A 23074-nucleotide genomic window follows, 5' to 3' on the forward strand; every position below is an offset into this window, starting at 1 on the left:
TCAAAAGACTGAAGTTATAGGGTTCATCGGGCTTAGCTTCTAATGTTAATGTACCCGAAACATTCGGCGTAATAGGAAATGCTACCATCTACATAAGTATTATCAATGCAACTTTTGCATACTGATTAAGAAAAGCTGATGAGTCATCTAATCAGATGGTAGGATTAGATACAGTGCTATTTTTAGTCAGTAGAACCAGTGTCTAGATCTACACGTGTCCACCTACACAGCAGTGGATGTCAGCTGTCTAGTTTTTTTGATTAGCTGTTTAGGATCGATCGGTTTATCTAAAGTGTCGTGATGAGCGATGTGCGAAGACTGAGATGCTGATTGACTCAGCAGAGCTAATACTCTAGTGCCTGCGGCCATAATCGATTGTTCTATCTCTTTAATCTTGGCTTGTTGATGGCTGAAGAGCGACAGATCAGCAATTAGCAGTGCAGGTTTCAAAAGTGCTATTTGAGTCGCGATACCGTCAACGGGCGTTAGCCAAATCACTTCATAGCCATCTGCTGTTAATAGCTCGCAGATAATAACAGCGCTGTTTTCTTCAGTCTCTAGCAAAAGTACGACTGGCTTGGTAATTCGATCTAGAGTAGAAGGCACATGGTAGCGACTATCCGAGGTTGGCTGTGACTGTATTGGCAAGCTCACTATAAAAGTAGATCCTTTGCCAACCGTCGATATCACCTGAATGGTGCCATTGTGCAGTTCAACCAAGTGCTTGGTCATCGCTAATCCTAGTCCTGTTCCTGCATACTGGCGCTGGAAGGGAGATTCTAGCTGCTTAAACTTCTCAAACATGAACTTTTGTTGTGACTCAGGAATCCCAATGCCCGTATCTTCTACCTGAAGCAGAATACTATCTAACTCTTTTTGTACCCGCAGAGTTATCTCTCCGCCAGCAGGCGTGAACTTAATGGCGTTGTTAACTAAGTTGGAAAGGATCTGCTCTATTCGCTTGGAATCAGCACGAAAGTTTTCAACCTCAGGACTGAGAACACAGTCGACACTCAAAGACACATCATGATTTTTCGCATCCTCTTGATATCGAGTAGCCACTGAGCGCACTAGATTAGATAGAGGGAAGTTGCTGACGTTAAGTAGCGATCGCCCCGACTCTACCTTGGCAAATTCCAAGATATCGTTGATAACCGTTAGGAGGTGCTCACCGCTGCGATTGATTGTCTCTAGATAGCTACGCTGACGTTCGCTCAGCTCCCCAAAGGACCATCGTAATAACGTTGCTGACATACCGATGATATAGGTCAAAGGAGTACGGAGCTCGTGGCTCATGGTCGAGAGAAACTCTACTTTAGTGCGATCAGCGGCGGTAGCGGCAGATAATGCATCCCGCAAGCTCTGGGTACGCTCTATGACACAGCTTTCTAAACTTACTTTTTGCTGTTGTAGCTGTTCATATAAAGAGGCTTGCTCGATTGCAACTGCTAGGTGCTCAGCAATATGCTGCAAAAAGACAGTTTCTGTTTCTTGCCAGTGGCGATAGTCTCTACACTGATGGACAATCAGCAGTCCCCATAGCTGCTCTTTAACAAGAATGGGGACAATAATCTTGGACTTAACGTGCGCCTGATGCAAGAAATCGAGTAAACAGCTTTCGTTTGCATACTTTTCATCCACATTATCGACAGCAATAGGCTGACCCGCCAAATAGCGTAAATAGTTAGGTGGAGTAGAGTAAAAGCAGCTTTCTTCGGCAAAATTTAAGACAGAAGAGATTTCTTCTGAGCGCCTAGACTCGTAGGTTACTTGTCCCATGTGCGACTGCTGGCCAATAACATCGTCGCTAGTTTGACCACTACCTACCTGGTTAGTAGGCTCCGAACGCTGAGAAGCATATTCGTCTGTGGATTTGATCAGGCGACTAGCTAGAGGGTTTAGGCTGTCCAATTCAGCCAGTCTTGGGATGGTCTTAGCTATAGGCTGATGACTAGATCTAGGTTGTACGGCGGCTTTAGAGTCATCTGTAGAATTGAACTGGTAGAGCACTAACCTATCGGCAGACAAAAACTCACGAACCTGAGCTACCGTCGTTTCTAGAATGGACGATAAATCTAGACTGTGGCGAATGTGATTGATTACCTGATTGAGCAGCAAACTTTGCTCAATCTCATTTTTGAGGGTAGTGGGTCGTTCTGTTTGACGATCACCTTCTGGTGAAGTCGCAAGATCCTTTGCCCATGATAGGAAAAAGGTTTCTTGCAATGGACGTTTGGAGTTTTTCTCTTCGAGAAGATGAGAATTGTCCGTATGTTGGAAGCTGATTTTATGTTGAGCGGTTTTATGTTGAACGGTTTGAGACTGAGCAATTTTAGCTGTGGAGCCAGGCTGTAGTTTCGTCATAAGTTCCTCAATTATGGTGCTGTCGAGGGTGAGATTGACAAGGTATCGGTTAGCCTTTGGCGAGCTATCTTTTGCAGTATGAAAGTTCGAATTATGAAGTTTGGCTGCGGGTTCTAACTGTTCGCTTTCGGCCTTAGGGTTTGAAAAAGACGCTTGAAACAACAGGGTATGATCATCATACGGAGCATGGTGAATATTAGACTGCCGTTGCGACAAGGGTAGTGAATTTAACGAAGCGTGATAAGCATCATTTGGAAGATGAGCTTGCTCTATAGCGGCATTAGATACACTACTAGAGGCGTTGCCATCTGCTAGGTGATGAATAGAGGCATTTGCGTCACTATTATTATTTGGGGCTGAAGAAACCAGCGGCGTAGCAGTTAGCAGCACGTTTAGAGTCGGCGATCGCATCAGAACAAAGTCTGTACGTTGAAGATCAGCGACAAAACTACTGTTGTCTGTCTTGCCTGCCTGCGCTTGACCTGACCGCGAAGCCTGCTCATGTGAATTGACGACAATATGCTTAGCAACCTGGGTCGGTGTCACCGACTCAGGCGTTGTCACCGACTCAAAGAAATGTCCTTGGTTAATCAAAGATTCTCTCAGGCGCAGATAGGCCCTGACAGAAAACTTCTGATTAGCAATGGAAGAGTAGGGAGTTTGCATTACTTAAGGAGCAACCAGAGAGCATGTGCAAAACGAAATAAGCACAATGTAAAGATGGGAGGAAGCGGTATCAAGACTGTGATCGAACCGAGACCAATAGAGAACCGCAGACTGATAGCTATAAGAGGTGAGCCTCAAAAGAACTGGAATTTATCGTCAGCTTAGTATATGGACGCAAATAGCCGGACAGTCGCCAGTAGACAGGAGTACTGCTGTGCAGTCAAAAGCCTTTTGATCGATAAAATCTTTTCCTAACAGCATTCAAATGTTGTATGCAAGTATGAAGCGTGTTCTGAAGTACGAAAAAAGTTTTGCTTTATATTCCTAAAATAAAAAAGATTAAAGTACAAAAGCCAACCAAAATGAAGTGATAAAGATGGTGTTTGAGTAGACCTATTCAACAGTTTAGCTGTAGACGCCTGTTAGCTAGAGACTTTTATTAGTTTGAATTTTTATTAGTTTGAACTTTTATTAGAGCCTTAGCTTGGTACTTGCCAGAAGAATAACGCGAGTTTATCTATAATCTGTGTTATTTCCTAGTTCTTTAACATTTCAGATTTCTATGCATCGATTAGCAGCTACGCCAGGCGGTTGGGACAACACAAAAGAGGGTGTCATTTATATTGAACAGGCACCTGCCCCAATTGTTTTATTGACAGCAGCTGACACAGATATTTCTACATTAAATCAGGTTCTAGATAGGCTGCCTAAAGGATTTGAAGAAATTCGTGCACTCAACTTACTTCAGCTTCAGCAGCAGCTTACTATCGATACTTATGCAGAGACGGTCCTAAGACACGCACGTGTGATCATTGTCAGAATTTTAGGCGGACGTTCCTATTGGTCGTATGGCTTAGAAGTACTAAAAGAAACAGTATCCCTTACAGGCGCTAGCCTGATTGTGATGCCAGGGGATGATAAGCCAGATCTAGATTTGATGAGTCATTCTACAGTTGCCTTATCGGTTGTCAACCGCTTGTGGCAGTACTTTACTGAAGGTGGTATCGACAACCTATGCTATGGGTTAATGTACGCTAGCGATTGCACCCTATCAACTAACTACAACCCTTCCTCTCCCCAAGCAGTAGCTAAGGTAGGTATATATACCCCTACTATCGTCCAAGAGACCAAAAAAAAGACCGATACAAAGGGATACAAAAAGTCAGATCTATATACAGACATACAAGTAAAGTTAAAGTCTCTAAACTCTTTACAATCATCGCAAAAAACAACTTCTAAATTAACTTTTGAGAACATCTCTAACTTGTTTCAAAGCATCTCTAATTTGACAGATGAAAGTAGCTTCTCGTCACTGAGCGATACAAAGTTATTTAATAAAAGTGAGGATTTTTCACCCTTTAAAAGCAATGATCGAATTCTCTTACCTTCACTAGAAGCGGATTCAAGAAAATCTAAACTAACTGCCTTGGTTGGAGTTATTTTCTACAGGGCCCACTATCTATCAGGGGATACTAAAACGATCGACATGATCGCCGCTGCGCTTGCCAAGCGTAACCTAGTCCCTGTTCCTATCTATGTCTCCTCACTCAAAGAATTGGAGGTTCAACAGGCGATCCTTCGCTGTTGTCAATCCAAAGATGGACATCAGTCAATCGATTTAGTCTTGAACACAACTAGCTTTGCAATCACCAGCTTCCAACAAACTAGCTTTGCAAGTGCTGCTTTAAAGCCGTCCACCTCAAGCACATCATCATTGAGCGTACCCTCCCTCTGGCAGCAGCTAGATATTCCGGTTCTTCAGGTAATTTGTAGTGGTAGCTCGCATGACTATTGGCAGAGCCACACTCAAGGGCTTACGCCTCGAGATATTGCGATGAATGTGGCCCTGCCGGAGGTAGATGGACGGGTAATTACCCGAGCAGTTTCCTTCAAAGGAGCTGAGCAAGAAGAGAGACCAGAAGGATGCAAAGCACTTAGAAACCAGTTGCAGACGGATGTGGTCGCTTATCAAGCAAAGCATGATCGCATTGATTTTGTTGCAGACTTAGCGCTCAAATGGGTTCAGCTACGCCGCGTGCCGGTTCAAGATCGCAAAGTTGCACTGATATTGGCCAACTATCCTAACCGAGATGGACGGATGGCGAACGGAGTAGGGCTAGATACGCCCGCGAGCTGTCTAGAAATATTGCGATCGCTTCAGCAAGCAGGCTATACCGTCACCGATCTGCCCAAAACGGGAGACGACCTGATGGCCAGGTTGGCAGCAGGTGTTACGAATGACCCAGAAGGATTTGGATTAGTACCGATTGACCAGTCACTCTCATTAGAGAGCTATCAGAGTTTTTTTCAGACCTTATCTTCAGCGGTGCAAGCGGGCATCACTAGCCGATGGGGCGAGCCTCGCATAGAGTGGCAGCGCTTCAATCACGCTCAAGTAGAAGAAATCGACTGTTTGCCGATTTCAGGTATTCAGTTTGGCAATATTTTTGTTGGCATCCAGCCTAGTCGAGGCTATGACATTGATCCAACGCTGAACTATCATGCGCCAGACTTAGCGCCTACTCATGCCTATCTAGGGTTTTATCACTGGCTACGGGCTCACTTTAGTGCGCAGGCGATAGTGCATGTCGGCAAACATGGCAATTTAGAATGGCTACCCGGTAAGGGAATCGCCCTTTCATCCGATTGCTATCCAGAAGCGGCCTTCGGACCCGTACCCCATTTCTATCCCTTCATCGTGAATGACCCTGGAGAAGGCGCCCAGGCAAAACGACGAGCTAGCGCTGTGATTTTAGATCATCTAACGCCGCCAATGACACGCGCTGAGCTATATGGCCCCTTACAGCAATTAGAAAGTTTGGTCGACGAATATTACGAAGCTCAAAACCTAGACCCGACTCGGTTAAAGATCATCGGTCCCAAGATTGTCGATCTGCTGCTCGATACTCAGCTTCAGCAAGATCTGAAGTTGTCTATGATCCAAACATCAGAGCCGCCAATAGATAGTCAACCCTTAGATCAATCACCTGATTTACAGACATGGCTACCCCAAATTGATGGCTATCTTTGTGAACTTAAAGAGGCTCAGATTCGTGATGGGCTACATATCTTGGGCCAATGCCCAACCGGCAATCAGCTTCGAGATTTGATTGTGGCGATCGCCCGCCATCCAAACGCAGAACACTTAGGACTTAGTCGGGCGATCGCCCAAAGCTGGGGCCTTGATCTCGATCCGCTAACTGAGGATCTTGGCACTGCCCACCATTCAACCCTGCCTCAGACTAGAAGCTGCCGTACCATCGGCGATGTGGTTGAACAGATAGAAATCTACGCAGCTGATCTAGTCGGTCAGCTGCTCGACTCTGATCGTAGTTTTTCTGATTTTGCTCCGCCGCTCAAAGCTAGCCTCTGCTGGATTGCAGATACTCTACTCCCCAACCTTCGCCAAACTACCCAAGAACTCACCCATCTGCTTCATGGACTTGAAGGCGGCTATGTTCCCAGTGGACCTGCTGGGGCACCCACGCGCAATCGACCAGAGGTTTTGCCGACCGGTCGTAATTTCTATTCAGTAGATATTCGTGCTATCCCAACCGAGAGCGCTTGGGATGTCGGTCGTAAAGCAGCTGAGATCCTCGTCGAAAACTATACTCAAGAACAGGGCGAATATCCTCGCACACTAGGCCTTTCGATGTGGGGTACCGCCGCGATGAGAACAGGGGGCGACGATATAGCAGAAGCGCTGGCTTTATTAGGTGTTCGGCCTGTATGGGATGGCCCTAGTCGGCGCGTAGTAGACTTTGAAATTCTGCCGTTGGCCTCGCTAGGTCGGCCTAGAGTTGACGTGACGCTACGGATTTCTGGTTTTTTTCGAGATGCGTTTCCCAACTTAATCTCTTTATTTGATCAAGCCGTGATTGCTGTCTCGAAGCTCGATGAATCGGCTGAGCAAAATCCGCTAGCGGCCCAAGCTAAAAAAGAGTATGAGCAGTGGCAAGCCAAGGGACTTGATCACGCTCAAAGTCTAGAGCGATCGCGCTATCGGATCTTTGGCTCAAAACCCGGTGCTTACGGCGCTGGCCTTCAAGGTCTAATTGAAGCGCAAAACTGGGAAAGTGACGCCGATCTAGCCCGCGCTTATATCAATTGGAGTGGCTATGCCTACACAGGCAATGCCGACGGACACAGCGCTCTAGAAGCGTTTAGTCAGCGCCTAGAGAATATGCAAATCGTGCTGCAAAATCAGGACAACCGAGAGCATGATCTGCTCGATTCGGATGACTACTATCAATTCCAAGGCGGGCTGACAGCGGCGGTGAAAGCAAAGCGAGGAGAATCGCCACTCACTTATTTTGGCGATAATGCGGTACCAGAGAACCCGAAGGTGCGCTCACTTCAGTCAGAAATTGCCCGCGTGTATCGCTCTCGGGTGATCAATCCAAAGTGGATTAAAGGTGTCATGCGCCACGGCTACAAAGGTGCGTTTGAGCTAGCGGCTACTGTCGATTATCTATTTGCCTACGACGCCACCACAGGCTGCGTATCCGATCACATGTACAAAGGCGTTGCCGAAGCGTATGTGCTCGATTTGGCAGTGGGTGACTTTGTTAGGAAATCTAATCCTTGGGCGCTGCGAGATATGGCAGAACGATTATTAGAGGCCAGTCAGCGAGGGCTATGGAAAGGAGCCGATGAGAAAATGGTGGACGAGTTGCGAGCGATCGCCCATACAGCTGAGGGCACAATTGAAGCCGGGCTATCTACTACGGCTCAGCGTTCGAATCCCAGCTAAAGTTTAAGTTGGGTAGCCAGCCTCTAGCGAAATAGTATAGATAGGTAAGTCGTTCATCCCAGTACTCTGAGGTAAGCCGAAGCGTATCGACGCTGGGAATCAGATTAAGCAGCATATTTGCTATTTGATCGCTTGGGCCATCAGTATCAACAGATAAGGTGCTAAAGCTAGTAGGTCTAGGAATAGTTCGTAGTCCTATCTGCTCAAAGGTTAGCTCTGCTCGTGACATGATTATCGCTGGTGCGACCAGAACTACCCAAGGAACATCTCTGATTGCATCTGGCTCTAGTCGTTGCTCTCTTCGGGCAATTAATCGCTGACTCTCTAGAAAACCTTCGACAGCTTCAGCGGTGCCCCTGACGTCTAGGCCAGTACTTCTGATTAGAATATCCCGGCTAGCTATGCCATTGTCTGCCAGCATCTCACGAATAATTGCCCTTTGATTGGTGTCTTCTGCAACAGAGCCCGCTGTTACCATCACCATGGGCGCTGCGCCACGTCGCCTGGCTTCAGCATAGAGGTCTGCCGCGTAGGTAATGCGAGGTGCTAGCGCTGTATAGGCAGGTGCATAAGACGCTGCCATATCTGATGTTGGAGATATGGCTCTGTTTATATCATTTCTGTCGCCGAAAACCACAATCGCAACAGCCGTTGCAAGATTCCTGGTACCCAGAATGTCTGCCGCACGAGTTGATTGTTCGGATCGGTTAACCAGTAACCCAGCAGATAGGGGAGTGCTTGAAAAGAGCAAAATAGCAAGTGCAAGCGCGCCTGCTTGAGGTCTCATGCTACCCCCTTTACCCAGAGAAATGCCAATTAGGATAAGTGAGGCTCCTAGAGGGGTCAGTGGGAATGAAAATAGCTCCCAGAGACCTTCAATAGTGCCGTTATCAGAAAGAGTAAAAGAGGTAGCTAGTAGGGTAAAAAGTAGTACTCCGACGAACCAGACTAGATACTTTTGGGAACTAGCTTTCGTGAAAACATACCGAACTACTAGCGCAATTGCAGCGAATACCAGTATTTGAGTAAGCAGTACCAGCAGCATCTGTGTTTCTCTTAAGCGGACTCATAGCCTAGGTTCGACTCATGGACCGATCACGACAGTCGGGTTTAATTTAACCACTTTTGTAGAAAAGGTAAATGTATAGCAAAGCGTGGATGCATACTCTTCGAGAAGGCAAAGCCAACGAGCTTGCTATAGCATTTTGCGTTATGAAGTGCGTTATAGGATGCGTTATAGAACAGGAGTTGTAGCCTTTCGTGATATAGCAAGCAAAGTGGGCAAAGCTATAGAAAAGTTAAACATACTCAGTCAATTTCAGCGTAAAAAGCAGATGCCATAGACGACATCCGCTTTTTACAAGAGTTAGAGTTCAGACTATGAAGCACAGACTATGAAACGCAGAGTAGAAGTGTTAGAGCTACATAGTAAAACAGCATGTGAACAGAACTACACAAGCTGAAGGTTTGGATACTCAGCGATCAGTTCGTCTGCGCTAAGGGTCTCACCTGGAACCTGGGGAGTCCAAAGCACCTCCACCGCCATGAGCTGCTCGCTAGAGATAGAACCAATTCTGTTAATAGCTTGACGAACATCATCTGTAGACGTCGTATTCTTTGGCAAATTAAGTTTGCCCTGACTAGCAACCAGAATGGTAGCAACGATGTATTCACCCGGATCTTCAGCCGTAGCTAACTCACCGCTACTATTAAGGGCAGCTTTTGACTTCGCTTGCGAGATTTGAGCATTGACGTTGGAGAGGCTCTCACGGGTAAATTTACTGCGTTCGGCGATCGCAAGTTGATTGAAGGCTTGCTCTGCCGATAGCAAACGAGTCTGGTCTGAGTCGATGTCAGCGTAGACCCAATATTCTGGGTGACGCAGCAAAGAAAGTGTCGTCTCTTGTAGGATCTTGGTAAGGCCGGCTGAAGTACTGGTATCAGCGGTTTCAGCTAGTCGAGTTAGATCGGTTTGCAGGCTACGCGCTTCGGCTAACAAGCCAACTTGTAGGCGAGCGACTGAAACGGTAGGGTTGCTGCTGTAGGTCTCAGCGCTATCTCCGCCTACGCCTGCTTCGCGAAAGCTACGGATGATAAAGTTGGCGATCGCAATCGTGATAAAAATGCCAAACAGACCCCCCATCCCCCCAAAGCCAACAAACGGCAGCAGGAAGGGAAAACCAAAGCCACCACCCGGGTAATAGCCACCACCGTAACCCCCTCGATAACCACCGCTGTAGCTAGAGGGTCCGCGCGTACGGCTAGGTGTGGAATAAGAGCGGCTGGGCGCACGAAAGCTACCACCGCCAATGCGTCCGCCGGAGCGAGCAGCGAAGGCTCCATCTGCCTGAGAGAAGACGAGAACGGCAACGAGCCCGATAACGAGAAAGGACTTGAAGAAGGTCTTGAGCGAACGCGATAGAAAAACGCGAGCCCAGGATTTGATGTTGTCAATCATGAATCTTAAGGTTTGAGCGGCTGTTGAAACGGCTGTTCTCCCTACTTTAACGCGTTTCTATAGTGACAAAGCGGACTCCATACCTACCAAAAGGAAGGGATTGCCGTACCTAAACATCGCTTGCACCCCCGCCGACGATAGTGACGATTTCTAGCTGATCTCCTGGCTGTAGCGTAGTTTCTGACCACAGCGCCCTAGTCAGAATTTCACCGTTGTATTCGATGGCAATTAGCCGAGGGTTTAAACCAATCTGCACTAGAAAATCTGACAAACTTGTGCTGGCTAGGCAGAACTTTGTTTCTCCATTGACCTGGAGCGCGATATCTTCTGAAGGGCTTGTTTGTGAAATCATAAACTAGTCACGTTCCAATAGGCTGCTGTTGAGTTTGCTCGACCAAAGAACGGGCGACAGCGCTCGGGTCGCTTGCCTCCATCAACGCTCTGACAACGGCTACCCTCGTCGCGCCCGCTGCTAACGTCGGGCCAAGATTATCTGCGTTTAGCCCTCCAATCGTAAACCAGGGCATTGTGGCATACGCCGCTGCATAGCGGACATAGTCGTTACCAGAAGCCGCTTTCCCTGGCTTTGTCGGCGTTTCATGTACGGGGCCAACTCCAATATAGTCAGCACCTTCGTCTAACGCGCGCTGTAGTTCTTGGGGGTTCGTCGTAGAGCGGCCCACAATCTTGCTAGGTCCTAGAACCTTTCGAGCTGCCTCCATCGGTAAATCCTGTTGTCCCAAATGTACCCCGTCTGCATCCGAGGCAGCAGCGATATCAACGCGATCATTCACAACAAATAGAGCGCCATACTGGTGACATAGCTTCTTCATCTGATGAGCCGTTTGGAGGCGAGTATTATCATCCGCTTGCTTCTCGCGATATTGCACGATAGCAATACCTCCTTTTAGGGCCGATTCAACCACGCCTAGTAAGTCTGGAACAGGAGAAGTGACAAGATAGGTTCGCGATCGCGCCAATTGCTGCATTCGTCTTGTTCCTTGATCCGTAGTGTCTGGGAATTTCGCCATTAGCTGACTATCAAGCGTGTAAAGCTGATAGCGCATCTGCTTGCAGGCTGCGGCCATCTCTTGGCTGTAGAGTTTTCCGTATTCTTCAAGTACCCGTAGAGCTTCTTGTGTGCGAGCAAGGTTGACTTGTAGCACGTCGCCTAAGCTATCTCGTAAGGATTCTTGAGTGTGAGTCAGCGCAGTTCCCATATCACCCGGCGTATCTCTAGCAGCGCGAATCTCTGGGGTATGCCATTGGGCAATGGTTTGACGTAAATTCTTTAGTTGAGCAGTAGTCGCCTCATCGTTAAGACCAAACCGACACCATTCTTCGATGATGCGCATCCCTTCCCTGGCACGGTCAAGGTTGGCATCTAGGATGCGTAATAGAGCGTTAGTCTTTGACACTGTTTGTTGTGGCACTGAGCTTTCTTTAAACGTAGGTAGGAGTTTGTAAAATCGAGCGGGAAGATTGCTTCGTATAAGACGGGGTTGATACGTCTGATAGTGATATATCTACTACATCAAGCGACAACACTGTTACTTTGTCGGGCTACTTCGCCGATACTTTGCCGAGTACTTTGCCAGGACTGAACAAAGCAAGGTTGGCGGGATGAAGCATCATAAAAGACAAAAGACAGGAATGCAGAAGTAAATAGAGTTGCGAATAGCTTGACAAAAGTATCTTAGAACTTCATATTTTCAGTTGCAGCCGTCTTGCCAGCTTTTCTTGATTTGATCTCGGAAAACGGCTTGAAGTGATTCCATACTTTCAGTTGATGTTTCCACGCCTAAGTGCATAGAACAGCATACTTCGGCGTTGAGCTATAGGTCACGATAACAGCGGGGTAGCTATGTTGTTAGGCAGGTATTCTTATGCTTCGGTTAGATCTTCTGGCAGATCGCATTCAAACCAACTCAGAAAGTCTTGGTCCATCTATCGATTACGAGCGCTCACATTGGCTTTAAGCCTATTGGCGATAGGCACAAGCACTGAAGGATCAGCTGCCCAAGCTTTGCTCTTAACCCCAGCTTCCTCTGAAGTAATAGCTACTAGAGCTACTAGGACCGAAACTAGCGAGGCTATAAATAAAGTCGCCGCTACGGAGTCTAGAACCGCTGGCAAACGCTGGGATAGACAGCCATCATCAGCACGGCTAGCCGCCCAGGCACAAAGAGTAACAGCAAACCCAACAAATAATAGCTTTCAGACATTGCATGTCGATGGCGAGACTGGTAGCGACCAAGCAGTTGGCACAGAAGCGCAGCCCTTGAAGACAGTAACTAGGGCACTAGAAATTGCTCAGCCTAATACTGTCATTGTGCTGGCCCCTGGACGCTATAGCGAAGCCTCTGGAGAGGTATTTCCCCTTCAGCTAAAGCCAGGCGTGACGATTCAGGGTGCACCCAATTCAGGTGAGCACACCGCCATCATCGAAGGGGGCGGTCAATTTACCAGCCCGATGCGATCGCACCAAAACACGGCTATTATCGCCGCTGATCGAGCTGGCATTGCTCAAGTTGCGATCACTAACCCTAAAGGCTACGGCGTATGGGTTGAATCTACTAATCCAACTATTTTAGAAAGTGTCTTCATTGACAATCAACAAACTGGACTATACATCGCCAGCGGTTCACCTAGAGTGCAAGATAGCTATTTTTCTGGCAATCGAGTAGCAGGTGTGATTGTTCTTGGGTATTCGAGCGCGCTGATTCACCAGAATACTTTTGACGATACGGGAGATGCCATTCGGGTATTAGACGGTGCTACTCCAGATATCGTGGCCAACCAGATTACTAATAATGAAGCTGGGCTGGTTATTGTTGGTAGCGCGCGGCCAACTATGCGAGACAATCAAATCTCAGGCAATCGTCGCGATGATGTTGTTGAAGTTGAGACTAGCATTCGCCAACCAATACCGCTGCCACCTCTCACTTCAGAATCTGAGGCCGAGCAGGCTACTGAACAGCAGGCTACTGAACAGCAAGATGGAGAAAACCGTAGTTCAATTCCGCTACCAGTGATTGAACCAACAGAGTCTTCAGCAATTGCTAGACCAAGAATAACAGTCAATAAACCTGTCACTGATGTCAGTGCATCGGCTAACAATAATCGTTTAGCTGTTCCTGATAATTCTATCCCAATCGGCAGCGGTAATTCTAATGTTATCTTTTCTCCGCCTACTAGTGGTACGGGTGGGCCGCCAGCGCCACCGTCTAGGGCTCAGAGTTTAGGTCTATACTATCGAGTGTTTGTTGAGACAAGCGACCCGTTCGTACAAGATGATATTCGCTCTGTCGTTCCTGATGCCTTTCGCACCCGGTTTGAAGGTCGAGCCATGATGCAAGTAGGAGCTTTCCCAACAGAAGAAGAAGCGGAGGCTAGGCGCAGATTATTAGAAGAGAACAACTATGACGCACTTGTTGAATACATCCGTTAGAAGATAGGGAACTTACATAAACGGACTTACATAAAGGAACAAAATTAACAACAACTTTCAAAAGATGAGTCCTAGATTCAGTGTGCTGGTGTCAGAAACTGATAGAGATGGCCGGGTAGCATGATTGGCTAACAAGAGCCGGCGGTTGTCTAATGATGCAATTACCCGCGAATTGGGTAGTCCTTTCAACCATGTAACTGGTTGCAAGGTGTGATCGAGTAGTAAAATCTTTTCACTTCCTACAATGAGATAGCCCCAGGCTAATGGGTGTATCCTGAGGGGGGTAAAAGGCAGATAAAGTGTTCTAACTTGGAAAGGCTTGAGATTAATCAGCAGCGCTACAGGTGTATCCGTGGAGGTAGTACCAAGTGCTAATAGCTGATAAGGCATAGCTGTCGGCACAATTTGGCTGATAGTCTGGTTGATACGCAGTTCGCCAATAAACTGCCCCCGCCGGGTAAAGCATTCTATATAGGTTCTAGTAGCTTCTTCGGCCGTACGGATTTGTAGAAAGTATCGAGCGTCAATCGCAATGACCTGAATAAGGTTAGACAAGAGGGACGTCATTAGTCGCCCTGTCGGCGTAATAGCACGACTCCATTTATGTCCAGATTGATATAGTTTGCCGATCATGCCCCGCACTTTCCGCTTATTTGTCTTAGGCAGTGCGACAAACCATCTTCCCGTTGGCGAAACTGAAATCCAGCAAGACTGTCTAAATCGAGCGATTGATATTAATTTTTCTTTTCTGGTGAGTATATGAAGAGAATTAGCACTCACAATTCCACATCCCTGGGGGAGTGGGATCAGAGCGTCTACAGGAGCAGTAATTCCATCGACAGTGAGAGGTTTGGGGCGCTGGCAGAAAGTGATCGTGGCAACGTTAGAAGAGCTTGCAACAGTTGCCTTGATCGAACTAAATTCTAATGCCTGAAAGGCGCTGAGCATTTCTATCGCGCTGGAAAATCGATGCTTAGGTTCTTTGTGGAGTGCAGTTAATAGAAGCTGCTGGGCGGACGCTGAGAGCGTTGCCGGGAAAGAAAGAGAGTGGGCATGATGAGCTTGATAAAGCTGTTGAGGTGTTCCAGAAAAAGGTCGATCACCTACTAATAGCTCATAAAGCATGACACCAACAGAATATAGATCTGAGGCGATAGAGGAGTGACCGTCAAATCGCTCTGGCGCTGCGTAGAAAGGAGAGCCGATATCTGTTGTTGATTGATTGGGCTGATCGAGAAAATGAGCACAGCCAAAATCGCTGATTGTAGCGACTAACCTGCTGGGTGAAGCTCTAGTTAGAAGAATATTCTCAGGTTTTAGATCGCTGTGAACGATGCCGTGGTGATGAAGATAGTCAAGCCCTTGGAGGATATCTGCGATGATGGTTTTGATAATGGAGAAGGAAAGATAGCCGGGAGTAAGTAGAGGAGAGAAGGTGGTTGCAAGTTGCGATCGCAAAGTCCCAGACTCGCTATAGTCTAGAATCAGTCGCTGACTCGACGCCGTATGACATTTCACGATGTTGGGATGATCGAGTCGCTTATGGATAGCAGCTTCTTGAGAGAATTTCTCTTTGGCATGACGCACTTGTTTAATCGCAACTAGCCGCCCCGTCCGTCGATAGACCGCGCAGTAAACTTGAGCAAACTGACCTTGCCCAACAATGCCCAGCAACCGATAATCTGAAAGATTTGATGAATACAAAGCTATCTAGATACCAAGCTATTTCTCGTCATTGTGCACCTACCTCGCGCGATTTCTGATACTACCGATTGATTGCGAAAAAGCGCCGTCGTACCTTAATCAAATGCTAATAAAGCGCTACGCTCTGGTCGATTCGTCGACTGTAAGCATCTATACCACCCGAGAGATTCTTGACGTTCGTGAACCCCTGACTGATTAGCCACTGACACATTTGAGCTGAGCGCATACCCAAATGACACATGACAATCGTTTCGGTCTCAGAGTCAAACTGGCTATGAATGGTCTTAGACCAGATCGGAAACTGACTTAAAGGCAAATTTACGAAGTCTGGAATGCTGGCTATTTCTAGCTCGCTAGGTTCGCGCACATCGATGAGTTGAACTGTCTTTGTCTCGTCTGCAAGACGTTGAGCCAGGACTTCTACGTTGGTTTCGGACAGGTTTGAATTAGCGTTTGTCATTGATTATCAGGAATTTTAATTGGAACAGGTTTTTCTCAGATAGGCTTTAACGGACAAATTGTTGCATCTATTGTTTCATCTAAGTACAAAAGACTCACAGGCAACATGGCTACTCATCAGATCCTACGAAAGATTGACACCTAGCTCATGGGCTAAAAACGCCCATTTGTCAGTAGCTTCCTCAATTTGTTTGGTAGTAGGTTTACCAGCGCCGTGGCCAGCTTTCGTTTCGATGCGGATAAGGACAGGATTATCTCCAGCATGGGCGGCTTGGAGAGCAGCGGCGAATTTAAAGCTATGGGCTGGGACAACGCGATCATCGTGGTCAGCAGTTGTGATCATTGTTGACGGGTAGGCGGTACCAGGCTTGAGATTGTGCAGAGGAGAGTAGGCATAGAGTGCTTTGAACTCTGCTTCGTTTTGGGGCGATCCGTAGTCCGATTCCCAGGCCCAGCCGATTGTGAACTGATTGAAGCGCAGCATGTCTAAGACGCCTACAGCAGGTAGGGCGGCGCCAAAAAGATCAGGGCGCTGAGTGATGCAGGCGCCAACTAAAAGGCCCCCATTGCTGCCACCTGCGATCGCTAGCTTCTCTGGTTTCGTATAGTTTTGTTCTATGAGCCACTCACCTGCGCTAATAAAGTCGTCAAAAACGTTTTGTTTGCTGGTTTTGGTGCCCTGCTGATGCCAGGCTTCGCCATACTCACCACCGCCGCGAAGATTAGCAACCGCATAGACACCGCCTAGCTCTAGCCAAACCAAGTTACTGACTGAAAAGCTAGGTGATAGAGAAATATTAAAGCCACCATAGCCATAGAGCAGCGTTGGGGTATCGCCATTGAGATCTAAGTCTTTTTTGGCGGTAATAAACATCGGAATATTGGTACCGTCTTTGCTAGGGTAGAAGACCTGGCGAGTCTCGTAATCCTCGGGATTGAAGGGAATGGTCGGTTCACGAAAAAGCGTACTTTCCCCTGTGGAAAAGTCGTAGTGATAGATCCGGCTAGGAATTGTATAGCTAGTAAAGCTGTAGAACGTTTCTGTATCATTACGTTTGCCATCGAACCCGCCGACCGAACCAATCCCAGGAAGCGATACCTCTCGGACTGGCTCACCTTTTAGATTGAAGATTTTGATTTGGGTGTAAGCATCTTTCAAGTAGTCTGCTACAAACTGATTGTTGAGCACACCTACAGATTCTAGGGTTTCTCTAGATTCAGGAATCAGCGTTTGCCAGCTTGTCTTATCAGGATTAGAAATATCGACCGCAATTACTTTACCCTTCGGAGCCTCTAAATCAGTGCGGAACCAAAAGATACTGCCTTCGTTATCAATTAGGCTATATTGCGCTTCAAAATCTGAAATCAGCTCAACAACTTCAGCGTCTAGATCCTGTAAGTCTTTGTAGAAAACAAGATTCTTTGGATCGGTGCCCAGCCAAACAGAAATGATTAGATAGCGACCATCTTCTGTAACCTGGCTGCTAAATCCCCAATCTGGCTGGTCTTTCCGTTCGTATACAAGCGTATCTTCAGACTGATTGCTACCTAGCCGGTGGTAATAGAGCTTTTGGAAGCGATTGACGTCTTCTAGTTTAGTTTCCTCTTTGGGCTCGTCATAGCGGCTATAGAAAAAGCCTTGGTGATCGTGAGTCCAAGCTGCGCCAGAGAACTTAACCCACTTGATCAGATCCTCGGTGTCTTTACCCGTTGCGATATCACGAACGTGCCATTCCATCCAGTCAGACCCTGCAGTAGAAAGTCCGTAGGCGATATATTGAGCGTTCTCACTGATGGAGATACCAGAGAGGGCAACGGTACCATCCTCAGATAAGGTGTTGGGGTCTAGTAGAATGGTTGGCTCGGCCTCAAGCGTAGGTAAGGTGTAGAGAACAGACTGGTTTTGGAGACCGTTGTTCTTGAAGTAGAAGTAGCGCAGGTGGTTAGCGTTATCGCTATTGCCTTTCTTGAAAGGAATGCCGTAACGTTCGTAGTTCCAAAGCTCCGTCAGGCGATCGCCTAAGTGATCGCGTCCCGGCAATTGATTGAGATAATCAAAAGTGACCTTGTTTTGGGCTTCGATCCATTGGGCAGTCTCTTCGGTATTGGGATCTTCTAGCCAACGGTACGGATCGGCGACGGTAATACCGTGGTAGGTGTCGGTTTGAGAGACTTGGCGAGTGGTGGGGTAGGAGAGCATGGACGTCATCATTACACGGTCCTTATTCCGGCTTTATTCAGGATAGTTGATGGTCTCTAGTATGAGTTCGGCCATTCGGTCGGCAGCTCCGGCGGGTCCACGTAGGTTTCTAAGGGCTTGGCGAACCTGGTTTAGTTTTTCAGGATATCTTAGATAGTCCAAGGCGACGTCGGCAGCTTGTTGAGGCGTGATCGTACCAAAGAGTTCAGGGACAACTTGGGCCTTGGCGGTGATGTTCGGCCAGGAGAAGTATTTATGGGATTTTTGCAGACCTTTTAGCAGCATAGGGCCAATGATCGTGCGGGCGATCGCCCGTAGCCCTGGCAGTTGAGAAACTAGTCTGGGCCAACCTTCGGCTATCTTCATCGCGTCTAGCTTTTGGGTGGGTAGAAGCACGATCATTGGAGTCGCTAGGGCGGCTAGCTGGGCAGTATTCGCACCTACCGTAGTGAAACATAGCTGGCACTGTGAGAACAGATCTAAAGCGGGGAAACGCTGCCATAAATAGATTTTCGGACCGTCTTTGAGCTGCCAATAGGGAAGTCCTTGTTTGGGCTCGTGCAAAGTGATGCTAGGTGCTTTCAATAGCGCCATGGCGTCATTGAGTGCAGGATCTGCGTAGGCCATTAGATCGGCTAGCTTGAGGTTGGGGGCAACGCCGACGACATACTGTAGTGACTGCTCAAAGGGCCTTTGATTATGGAGAATTTGGGCAATGCCCAGCAGCATAGGAACCCCCATCTCCAGCTTGATCGGCTTGGATCCTGGTAGGAACCCAATAATGTCGGCAGCGGGGTCGCAGCCCAAAATGTTGGTAATTTCGGTGCGATCGGCGATCGCCTGTACATCTCCCATCAGATCGCCAACAACGGTAAATTTGTGCTGTCTAGCTCTAGGGACTTTATCTAGGATCTTGGGCTGCATGATGCCGAATCTATTGACCAAGCCAGTCCAGCGCGCATCCCATTCGGCGTAGGTAAGCGTGCGGTAGCCTAGCCGCCTGGCAACCATGACGGTGTATAGCTGATCGCCACCGAGAAAGACGACAATGCCTTTGGCGAACCAGTCCCAGCTATCAGCAGTCTTGCCTGTTAGCAGAAATTTGAAGAAATGAGAGGCGCTTTGAACGCGGTCTACCTCTGGATATTTCGAGAGAATAGTGGGCTCTTTGCCAGAAGCATGGGGGCAAGGAGAAAGGACAACCGAGATGCGGTAGTTGGGCGCTTTTTGACGGAGCGATCGCACCACAGGCTTCACCCAAGTTGCCACCTCGCCAGGTCCATTAGACAAGATCACGACATCAACAGGCTCAGATGGCGGATCAGACATCGAGCTGGTCTGATGAAGATCAGTAGGGCTGAGCATGGGAGAAGCGTTAGAAAAGCAATAAAAACCACTTTGCTACGTTAGCCTATTACAGTTGTGTTTCTTCGATGCGCGCCCAGTAAGTTAGCTTGTGAATCAGCCTGTGAATCGTTTAATCAACCAGCCAGAATTGAATCAGTCTCCAAAGTCGTATGAGAGTGTGGGCAACTTTGCCAAGATTGACCATGCTAGGACCAGCCGTACTGGCTTTCCCGAAGTGATATGGGGCCAGGATAAAACCGCTGAGCAAATTGTTGAGATTATGCAGGTGATGGAGGGTCGGCACCCAGTCGTGATGGCTACGCGAGTAGAGGCTAAGAAATACCAGGCCATTCAAACGCAGCTTTCTCAGGTAACCTACTTTGAAATGGCCAGAATCTGTGCAATTTTACCTTCAGAACCAATTCCTCAAAGACCTGGAAGATTAAGCATATTGACAGCCGGAACGGCTGACTTACCCGTTGCTGAAGAAGCGGCTGTGACTGCTGAGCTGTGCGGCTTTGGGGTGACGCGGCTGTGGGATGTGGGCGTAGCTGGAATTCACCGGCTACTGAGCAATCAGCATGTGATTGACGAATCTGACGTGCTGATTGTGGCAGCCGGAATGGAAGGTGCTTTACCTAGTGTTGTAGCCGGGCTGGCGGATTGCCCAGTAATTGCCGTGCCGACCAGTATTGGCTATGGGGCTAGCTTTCAAGGCTTGGCTCCGCTGTTGACCATGCTAAATTCTTGCGCCACCGGAATTGGTGTGGTCAATATCGACAATGGATTTGGCGCGGCTATCTTAGCAGGTCAGATTCTGCGAACGGCAGCGAAAATATCTAACACTAAGTGAACTGCAACCAAGTAACGTACCAGAAAATTCCCGTCCTAAAACCCATCACTTCGTCTGCTCTAATAGTCTGGGCTCGACGATGCAAAAAATAAGCACGACCTGCACAAAGACCAACTGACGGTCCTCAACAAAACTGAACAATCTTGAACGGGAGTGATGTTTGAATTCTCACTCATGATTGGGTGCGTTTCATAATATCTCTTGGATACTAAAGATAGCCGTGAGCTAGGCAAGGTCTATGGCCAACCGAGTGATGCAATTAGCTAGCTATAGACTCGATCGCGTAGACAGCCTGTAGTTTGTAGGGGCTATTTGGTGCAACCTCAACCACGTCATCGGCGGCATTGGCTGTCTCTACACAAACAAACTTAAGATAGTCCTGGGCTGCTAGATCAGCCATTTTGACTGATATTTCTTCTCCTGGGTTCCAGACAATAGCAGTCTTGTTACCAGTTGTGGAAATGCGAATACGGCGATTTAGGGCGCTATCTTCGACAATCAATTCAGGCTTTACATCGGTGTAGATGCGATCGGTTTCTGAGGAGAAGGCGATGGCACCGGACTGCTTTTTCTCTTTGCCGTCATCTACCTTGTCTAAATAAGTCGTTTCTTCAAGGCCCAGCACCTTGACCTGGTTAATATCGCCCACTGTGAAGTAGCTGTGGAACGCTTGAGTAACCTGGAACGTACTCTCTCCGGTATTGCTAGTGATGAGGGCTACTGTTAGCGTTTGACTGATCAGAATCTCAATCACTAGCTCAAAGCTATGGGGCCAGATTTCCTGGGTTTCTTCATCTGCGCTCACGCCAAGCCGGACTTTAGTTTCCCCTGTCTCGGTGGTTTCAGTACTTAGTAGGGTCCACATCCGGTTACGAACAAATCCGTGACTAGCGCGTCCCTTCCCTTCTGGGTCAGGGCCAAACCAGGGCCAGCAGATGGGAATGCCGCCTTTGGTGGCTTTGCCTGGCTGGTAGTAGGCATTTTCGCTGACAAACATTAGATCGGCGGTAGCTCCAACCGGCTGAAAGGAAAGCACCTGCGCTGCGTAGACAGAAATTTTTGCCTTGGCATGTTCATTGTCGATAGCAATCACCGGAAATCCGCCTTTACCTTCAACAATGCTGAGCTGAGGCGCGATACCAAATTCCTGGTTCAGTTGCTCAATGTTCATAATTCCTGCCTGTAGAGTCCTTACTCTATTAATTTACGCTCGATTGGGCCGAGCTGTCTGTCTTCCAAAATTCTGAGACGAGCTATCTTTCGCTAAAATCTAAGTGTTCTCTAGAGCTGCCTTGTAGCCTATACCCGTGCCCAGAAAAGTCTTAGTTTGCCAGAATACAACTTGCAAACAGCAGGGCTCAGACAAAGTACTGGCTGCTTTTGAACAGTGCTTGCCTGCCGAGGAAGCTGACAATGTTGAAATTGAAGCTTCGGGCTGTTTGGGACAGTGCGGTAATGGACCGATGGTTTTGGTTACTCCTGACAAAACCTGGTATAGCAAGGTCCGCGCTAAAGAGGTGGCGGTGATTGTAAAACAGCATTTGCTAGGGAATCGCCCGGTGAAGTATATGCTGTACCCGCAAGTACATGGATCGCAACAAAACTCTATTTGGATTTGGGCGATCGCGTTTGCTCTGTTGATGGCGTTTTGTATTGGCATTGCGGTGGTGATCGGCAGGCGATATGTTCCGACCTGAACAGACCCCATCGCCTGCAGCTGGAGAACTTCGAGCTAATCAGGTTCGTAAGATCATCCATATAGATATGGATGCTTTCTACGCTTCAATCGAACAGAGAGACAATCCTGAGCTGCGAGGAAAACCGGTGGCGGTCGGCGGCTTGCCTTCTCAGCGAGGAGCAGTCTGTGCGGCTAGCTATGAAGCGAGAAAATATGGAATCCATTCAGCTATGCCTTCTCGTAGTGCGATCACCCGGTGTCAGCATCTAATATTCGTCAAACCTCGATTTGAGCACTACCGAGCGGTTTCAGCAGAGATTCGAGCGATATTTTTTGACTACACAGAGTTGGTTGAGCCGCTGTCGCTTGATGAGGCATATCTAGATGTGAGCGTGGACAAGCAAGGGATTGGCTCGGCAGTGGCGATCGCTAAACAAATTCGCGATCGCATTCGCACAGATCTGCAGCTCACTGCTTCTGCGGGCGTTTCAATCAACAAATTCCTCGCCAAGATTGCTTCTGATCTCAACAAACCTGATGGACTCTCTTTTATTAGTCCAGAAGAAGCGAAGACTTTCATCGAGCAGCTACGAATAGAAGATTTTTATGGTGTAGGGCCAGCGACCGCCACAAAGATGAAATCGCTAGGTATCCATACTGGCGCAGATCTAAAAACTTGGACACAAGCTGAGCTAACTCAAACCTTTGGTAAAGTTGGCAGCTACTACTACCGCGTCGCTAGGGCCGAGGATAACCGACCCGTCAATCCAAACCGCATCCGTAAATCTATTGGAGCCGAACGCAGCTTTTTTAGAGATCTTTCTCAGATAGAAGATATGGAAACGGCGCTGGCTAATATTGCAACAGAAGTATCTCAAAGATTGCAGAAGAACAAACGCCAAGGCCATACCCTAACGCTTAAGATTAAATACGATAACTACGACACGATTACCCGTAGTCGAACGTTGGAAACACCAATTGAAGAAAAACAAATACTTCAAATAGCTACAAGATTGTTGTCTCTGCATGTGGAACGCGATCGCCCCGTCAGACTTCTAGGCATCACGGTATCTAACTTAATAGCGCCCCAGCCCTACCACCAATTGACGCTGAACATCTAAGACCTCTGGCGTGAAATCCT

The 23074-nt window shown here is 47.8% G+C and carries 15 protein-coding genes; 5 read left to right on the top strand and 10 right to left on the bottom strand.

Features of this window, described 5'->3' with window-relative positions; genetic code table 11:
• Positions 1–222: 222 nt before the first annotated feature.
• A complete protein-coding gene (locus S7335_RS17795; RefSeq protein WP_006456164.1) occupies positions 223–3030 on the bottom strand; it encodes a GAF domain-containing hybrid sensor histidine kinase/response regulator in 2808 nt (935 codons plus the stop codon).
• 562 nt (positions 3031–3592) lie between these two features.
• On the opposite strand from S7335_RS17795, the gene cobN reads away from it, so the two are divergent.
• Complete coding sequence (gene cobN, locus S7335_RS17800; protein WP_006454883.1) at positions 3593–7783, top strand: cobaltochelatase subunit CobN; 4191 nt, start codon at positions 3593–3595, stop codon at positions 7781–7783.
• Here the strand turns inward: cobN and S7335_RS17805 are convergent.
• The 4 genes from S7335_RS17805 to S7335_RS17820 form a co-directional block, all read right to left on the bottom strand.
• Positions 7755–8828: a YdcF family protein gene (locus S7335_RS17805; RefSeq protein WP_006456257.1), complete on the bottom strand. Its 1074-nt coding sequence runs from the start codon at positions 8826–8828 to the stop codon at positions 7755–7757. The two genes, cobN and S7335_RS17805, sit on opposite strands and share 29 nt — an antisense overlap.
• Positions 8829–9233: 405 nt before the next feature.
• On the bottom strand, positions 9234–10241 hold the full coding sequence (locus tag S7335_RS17810; protein WP_006454954.1) for a DUF1517 domain-containing protein: 1008 nt from the start codon (positions 10239–10241) through the stop codon (positions 9234–9236).
• 109 nt (positions 10242–10350) lie between these two features.
• Positions 10351–10593 carry a sulfur carrier protein ThiS gene (gene thiS, locus S7335_RS17815; RefSeq protein ID WP_006454341.1) on the bottom strand — a complete coding sequence of 81 codons (243 nt, stop codon included), beginning with the start codon at positions 10591–10593 and terminating at the stop codon, positions 10351–10353.
• Between the two features lie 7 nt (positions 10594–10600).
• A complete protein-coding gene (locus S7335_RS17820; protein ID WP_227500020.1) occupies positions 10601–11659 on the bottom strand; it encodes a thiamine phosphate synthase in 1059 nt (352 codons plus the stop codon).
• Between the two features lie 551 nt (positions 11660–12210).
• Between S7335_RS17820 and S7335_RS26170 the strand changes: the two genes are divergently transcribed.
• Positions 12211–13692: a DUF1565 domain-containing protein gene (locus S7335_RS26170; RefSeq protein WP_227500021.1), complete on the top strand. Its 1482-nt coding sequence runs from the start codon at positions 12211–12213 to the stop codon at positions 13690–13692.
• Positions 13693–13749: 57 nt separating this feature from the next.
• Here S7335_RS26170 and S7335_RS26175 read toward each other — a convergent pair whose 3' ends face one another.
• The 4 genes from S7335_RS26175 to S7335_RS17845 form a co-directional block, all read right to left on the bottom strand.
• Positions 13750–15396 (bottom strand): serine/threonine-protein kinase, encoded by a 1647-nt coding sequence (locus S7335_RS26175; RefSeq protein ID WP_198011390.1) that lies wholly within the window; start codon positions 15394–15396, stop codon positions 13750–13752.
• A gap of 106 nt (positions 15397–15502) precedes the next feature.
• The gene (locus S7335_RS17835; RefSeq protein WP_006453721.1) at positions 15503–15856 is read right to left on the bottom strand and encodes a rhodanese-like domain-containing protein; all 354 of its coding nucleotides are present in this window, start codon (positions 15854–15856) and stop codon (positions 15503–15505) included.
• A 123-nt stretch (positions 15857–15979) separates the two neighbouring features.
• On the bottom strand, positions 15980–18064 hold the full coding sequence (locus S7335_RS17840; protein WP_227500022.1) for a prolyl oligopeptidase family protein: 2085 nt from the start codon (positions 18062–18064) through the stop codon (positions 15980–15982).
• 24 nt (positions 18065–18088) lie between these two features.
• Complete coding sequence (locus tag S7335_RS17845; protein WP_227500023.1) at positions 18089–19420, bottom strand: lipid-A-disaccharide synthase; 1332 nt, start codon at positions 19418–19420, stop codon at positions 18089–18091.
• Between the two features lie 103 nt (positions 19421–19523).
• Here S7335_RS17845 and larB point away from each other — a divergent pair, with 103 nt between their 5' ends.
• The gene (larB, locus tag S7335_RS17850) at positions 19524–20255 is read left to right on the top strand and encodes a nickel pincer cofactor biosynthesis protein LarB (protein ID WP_227500024.1); all 732 of its coding nucleotides are present in this window, start codon (positions 19524–19526) and stop codon (positions 20253–20255) included.
• Between the two features lie 259 nt (positions 20256–20514).
• Here larB and S7335_RS17855 read toward each other — a convergent pair whose 3' ends face one another.
• Complete coding sequence (locus S7335_RS17855) at positions 20515–21426, bottom strand: D-hexose-6-phosphate mutarotase (RefSeq protein ID WP_006454887.1); 912 nt, start codon at positions 21424–21426, stop codon at positions 20515–20517.
• Between the two features lie 136 nt (positions 21427–21562).
• On the opposite strand from S7335_RS17855, the gene S7335_RS17860 reads away from it, so the two are divergent.
• Positions 21563–21952 carry a ferredoxin gene (locus S7335_RS17860; RefSeq protein ID WP_071776937.1) on the top strand — a complete coding sequence of 130 codons (390 nt, stop codon included), beginning with the start codon at positions 21563–21565 and terminating at the stop codon, positions 21950–21952.
• Positions 21939–23054, top strand: coding sequence for a DNA polymerase IV (gene dinB, locus S7335_RS17865; RefSeq protein WP_006454666.1), 1116 nt, complete (start codon positions 21939–21941; stop codon positions 23052–23054). The genes S7335_RS17860 and dinB overlap by 14 nt, the downstream gene beginning before the upstream one ends.
• Positions 23055–23074 lie beyond the last annotated feature (20 nt).

Source organism: Synechococcus sp. PCC 7335 (assembly GCF_000155595.1).
Lineage (GTDB): Bacteria > Cyanobacteriota > Cyanobacteriia > Phormidesmidales > Phormidesmidaceae > Phormidesmis.

Bases quoted from the DNA above. Each gene is read 5' to 3' on its own strand.
- S7335_RS17845 (WP_227500023.1), bottom strand. From the start codon at position 19,420: ATGCTCAGCCCTACTGATCTTCATCAGACCAGCTCGATGTCTGATCCG.
- cobN (WP_006454883.1), top strand. From the start codon at position 3,593: ATGCATCGATTAGCAGCTACGCCAGGCGGTTGGGACAACACAAAAGAG.
- S7335_RS17855 (WP_006454887.1), bottom strand. From the start codon at position 21,426: ATGAACATTGAGCAACTGAACCAGGAATTTGGTATCGCGCCTCAGCTC.
- S7335_RS17805 (WP_006456257.1), bottom strand. From the start codon at position 8,828: ATGCTGCTGGTACTGCTTACTCAAATACTGGTATTCGCTGCAATTGCG.
- thiS (WP_006454341.1), bottom strand. From the start codon at position 10,593: ATGATTTCACAAACAAGCCCTTCAGAAGATATCGCGCTCCAGGTCAAT.
- S7335_RS17810 (WP_006454954.1), bottom strand. From the start codon at position 10,241: ATGATTGACAACATCAAATCCTGGGCTCGCGTTTTTCTATCGCGTTCG.
- S7335_RS17835 (WP_006453721.1), bottom strand. From the start codon at position 15,856: ATGACAAACGCTAATTCAAACCTGTCCGAAACCAACGTAGAAGTCCTG.
- S7335_RS17840 (WP_227500022.1), bottom strand. From the start codon at position 18,064: ATGACGTCCATGCTCTCCTACCCCACCACTCGCCAAGTCTCTCAAACC.
- dinB (WP_006454666.1), top strand. From the start codon at position 21,939: ATGTTCCGACCTGAACAGACCCCATCGCCTGCAGCTGGAGAACTTCGA.
- S7335_RS17795 (WP_006456164.1), bottom strand. From the start codon at position 3,030: ATGCAAACTCCCTACTCTTCCATTGCTAATCAGAAGTTTTCTGTCAGG.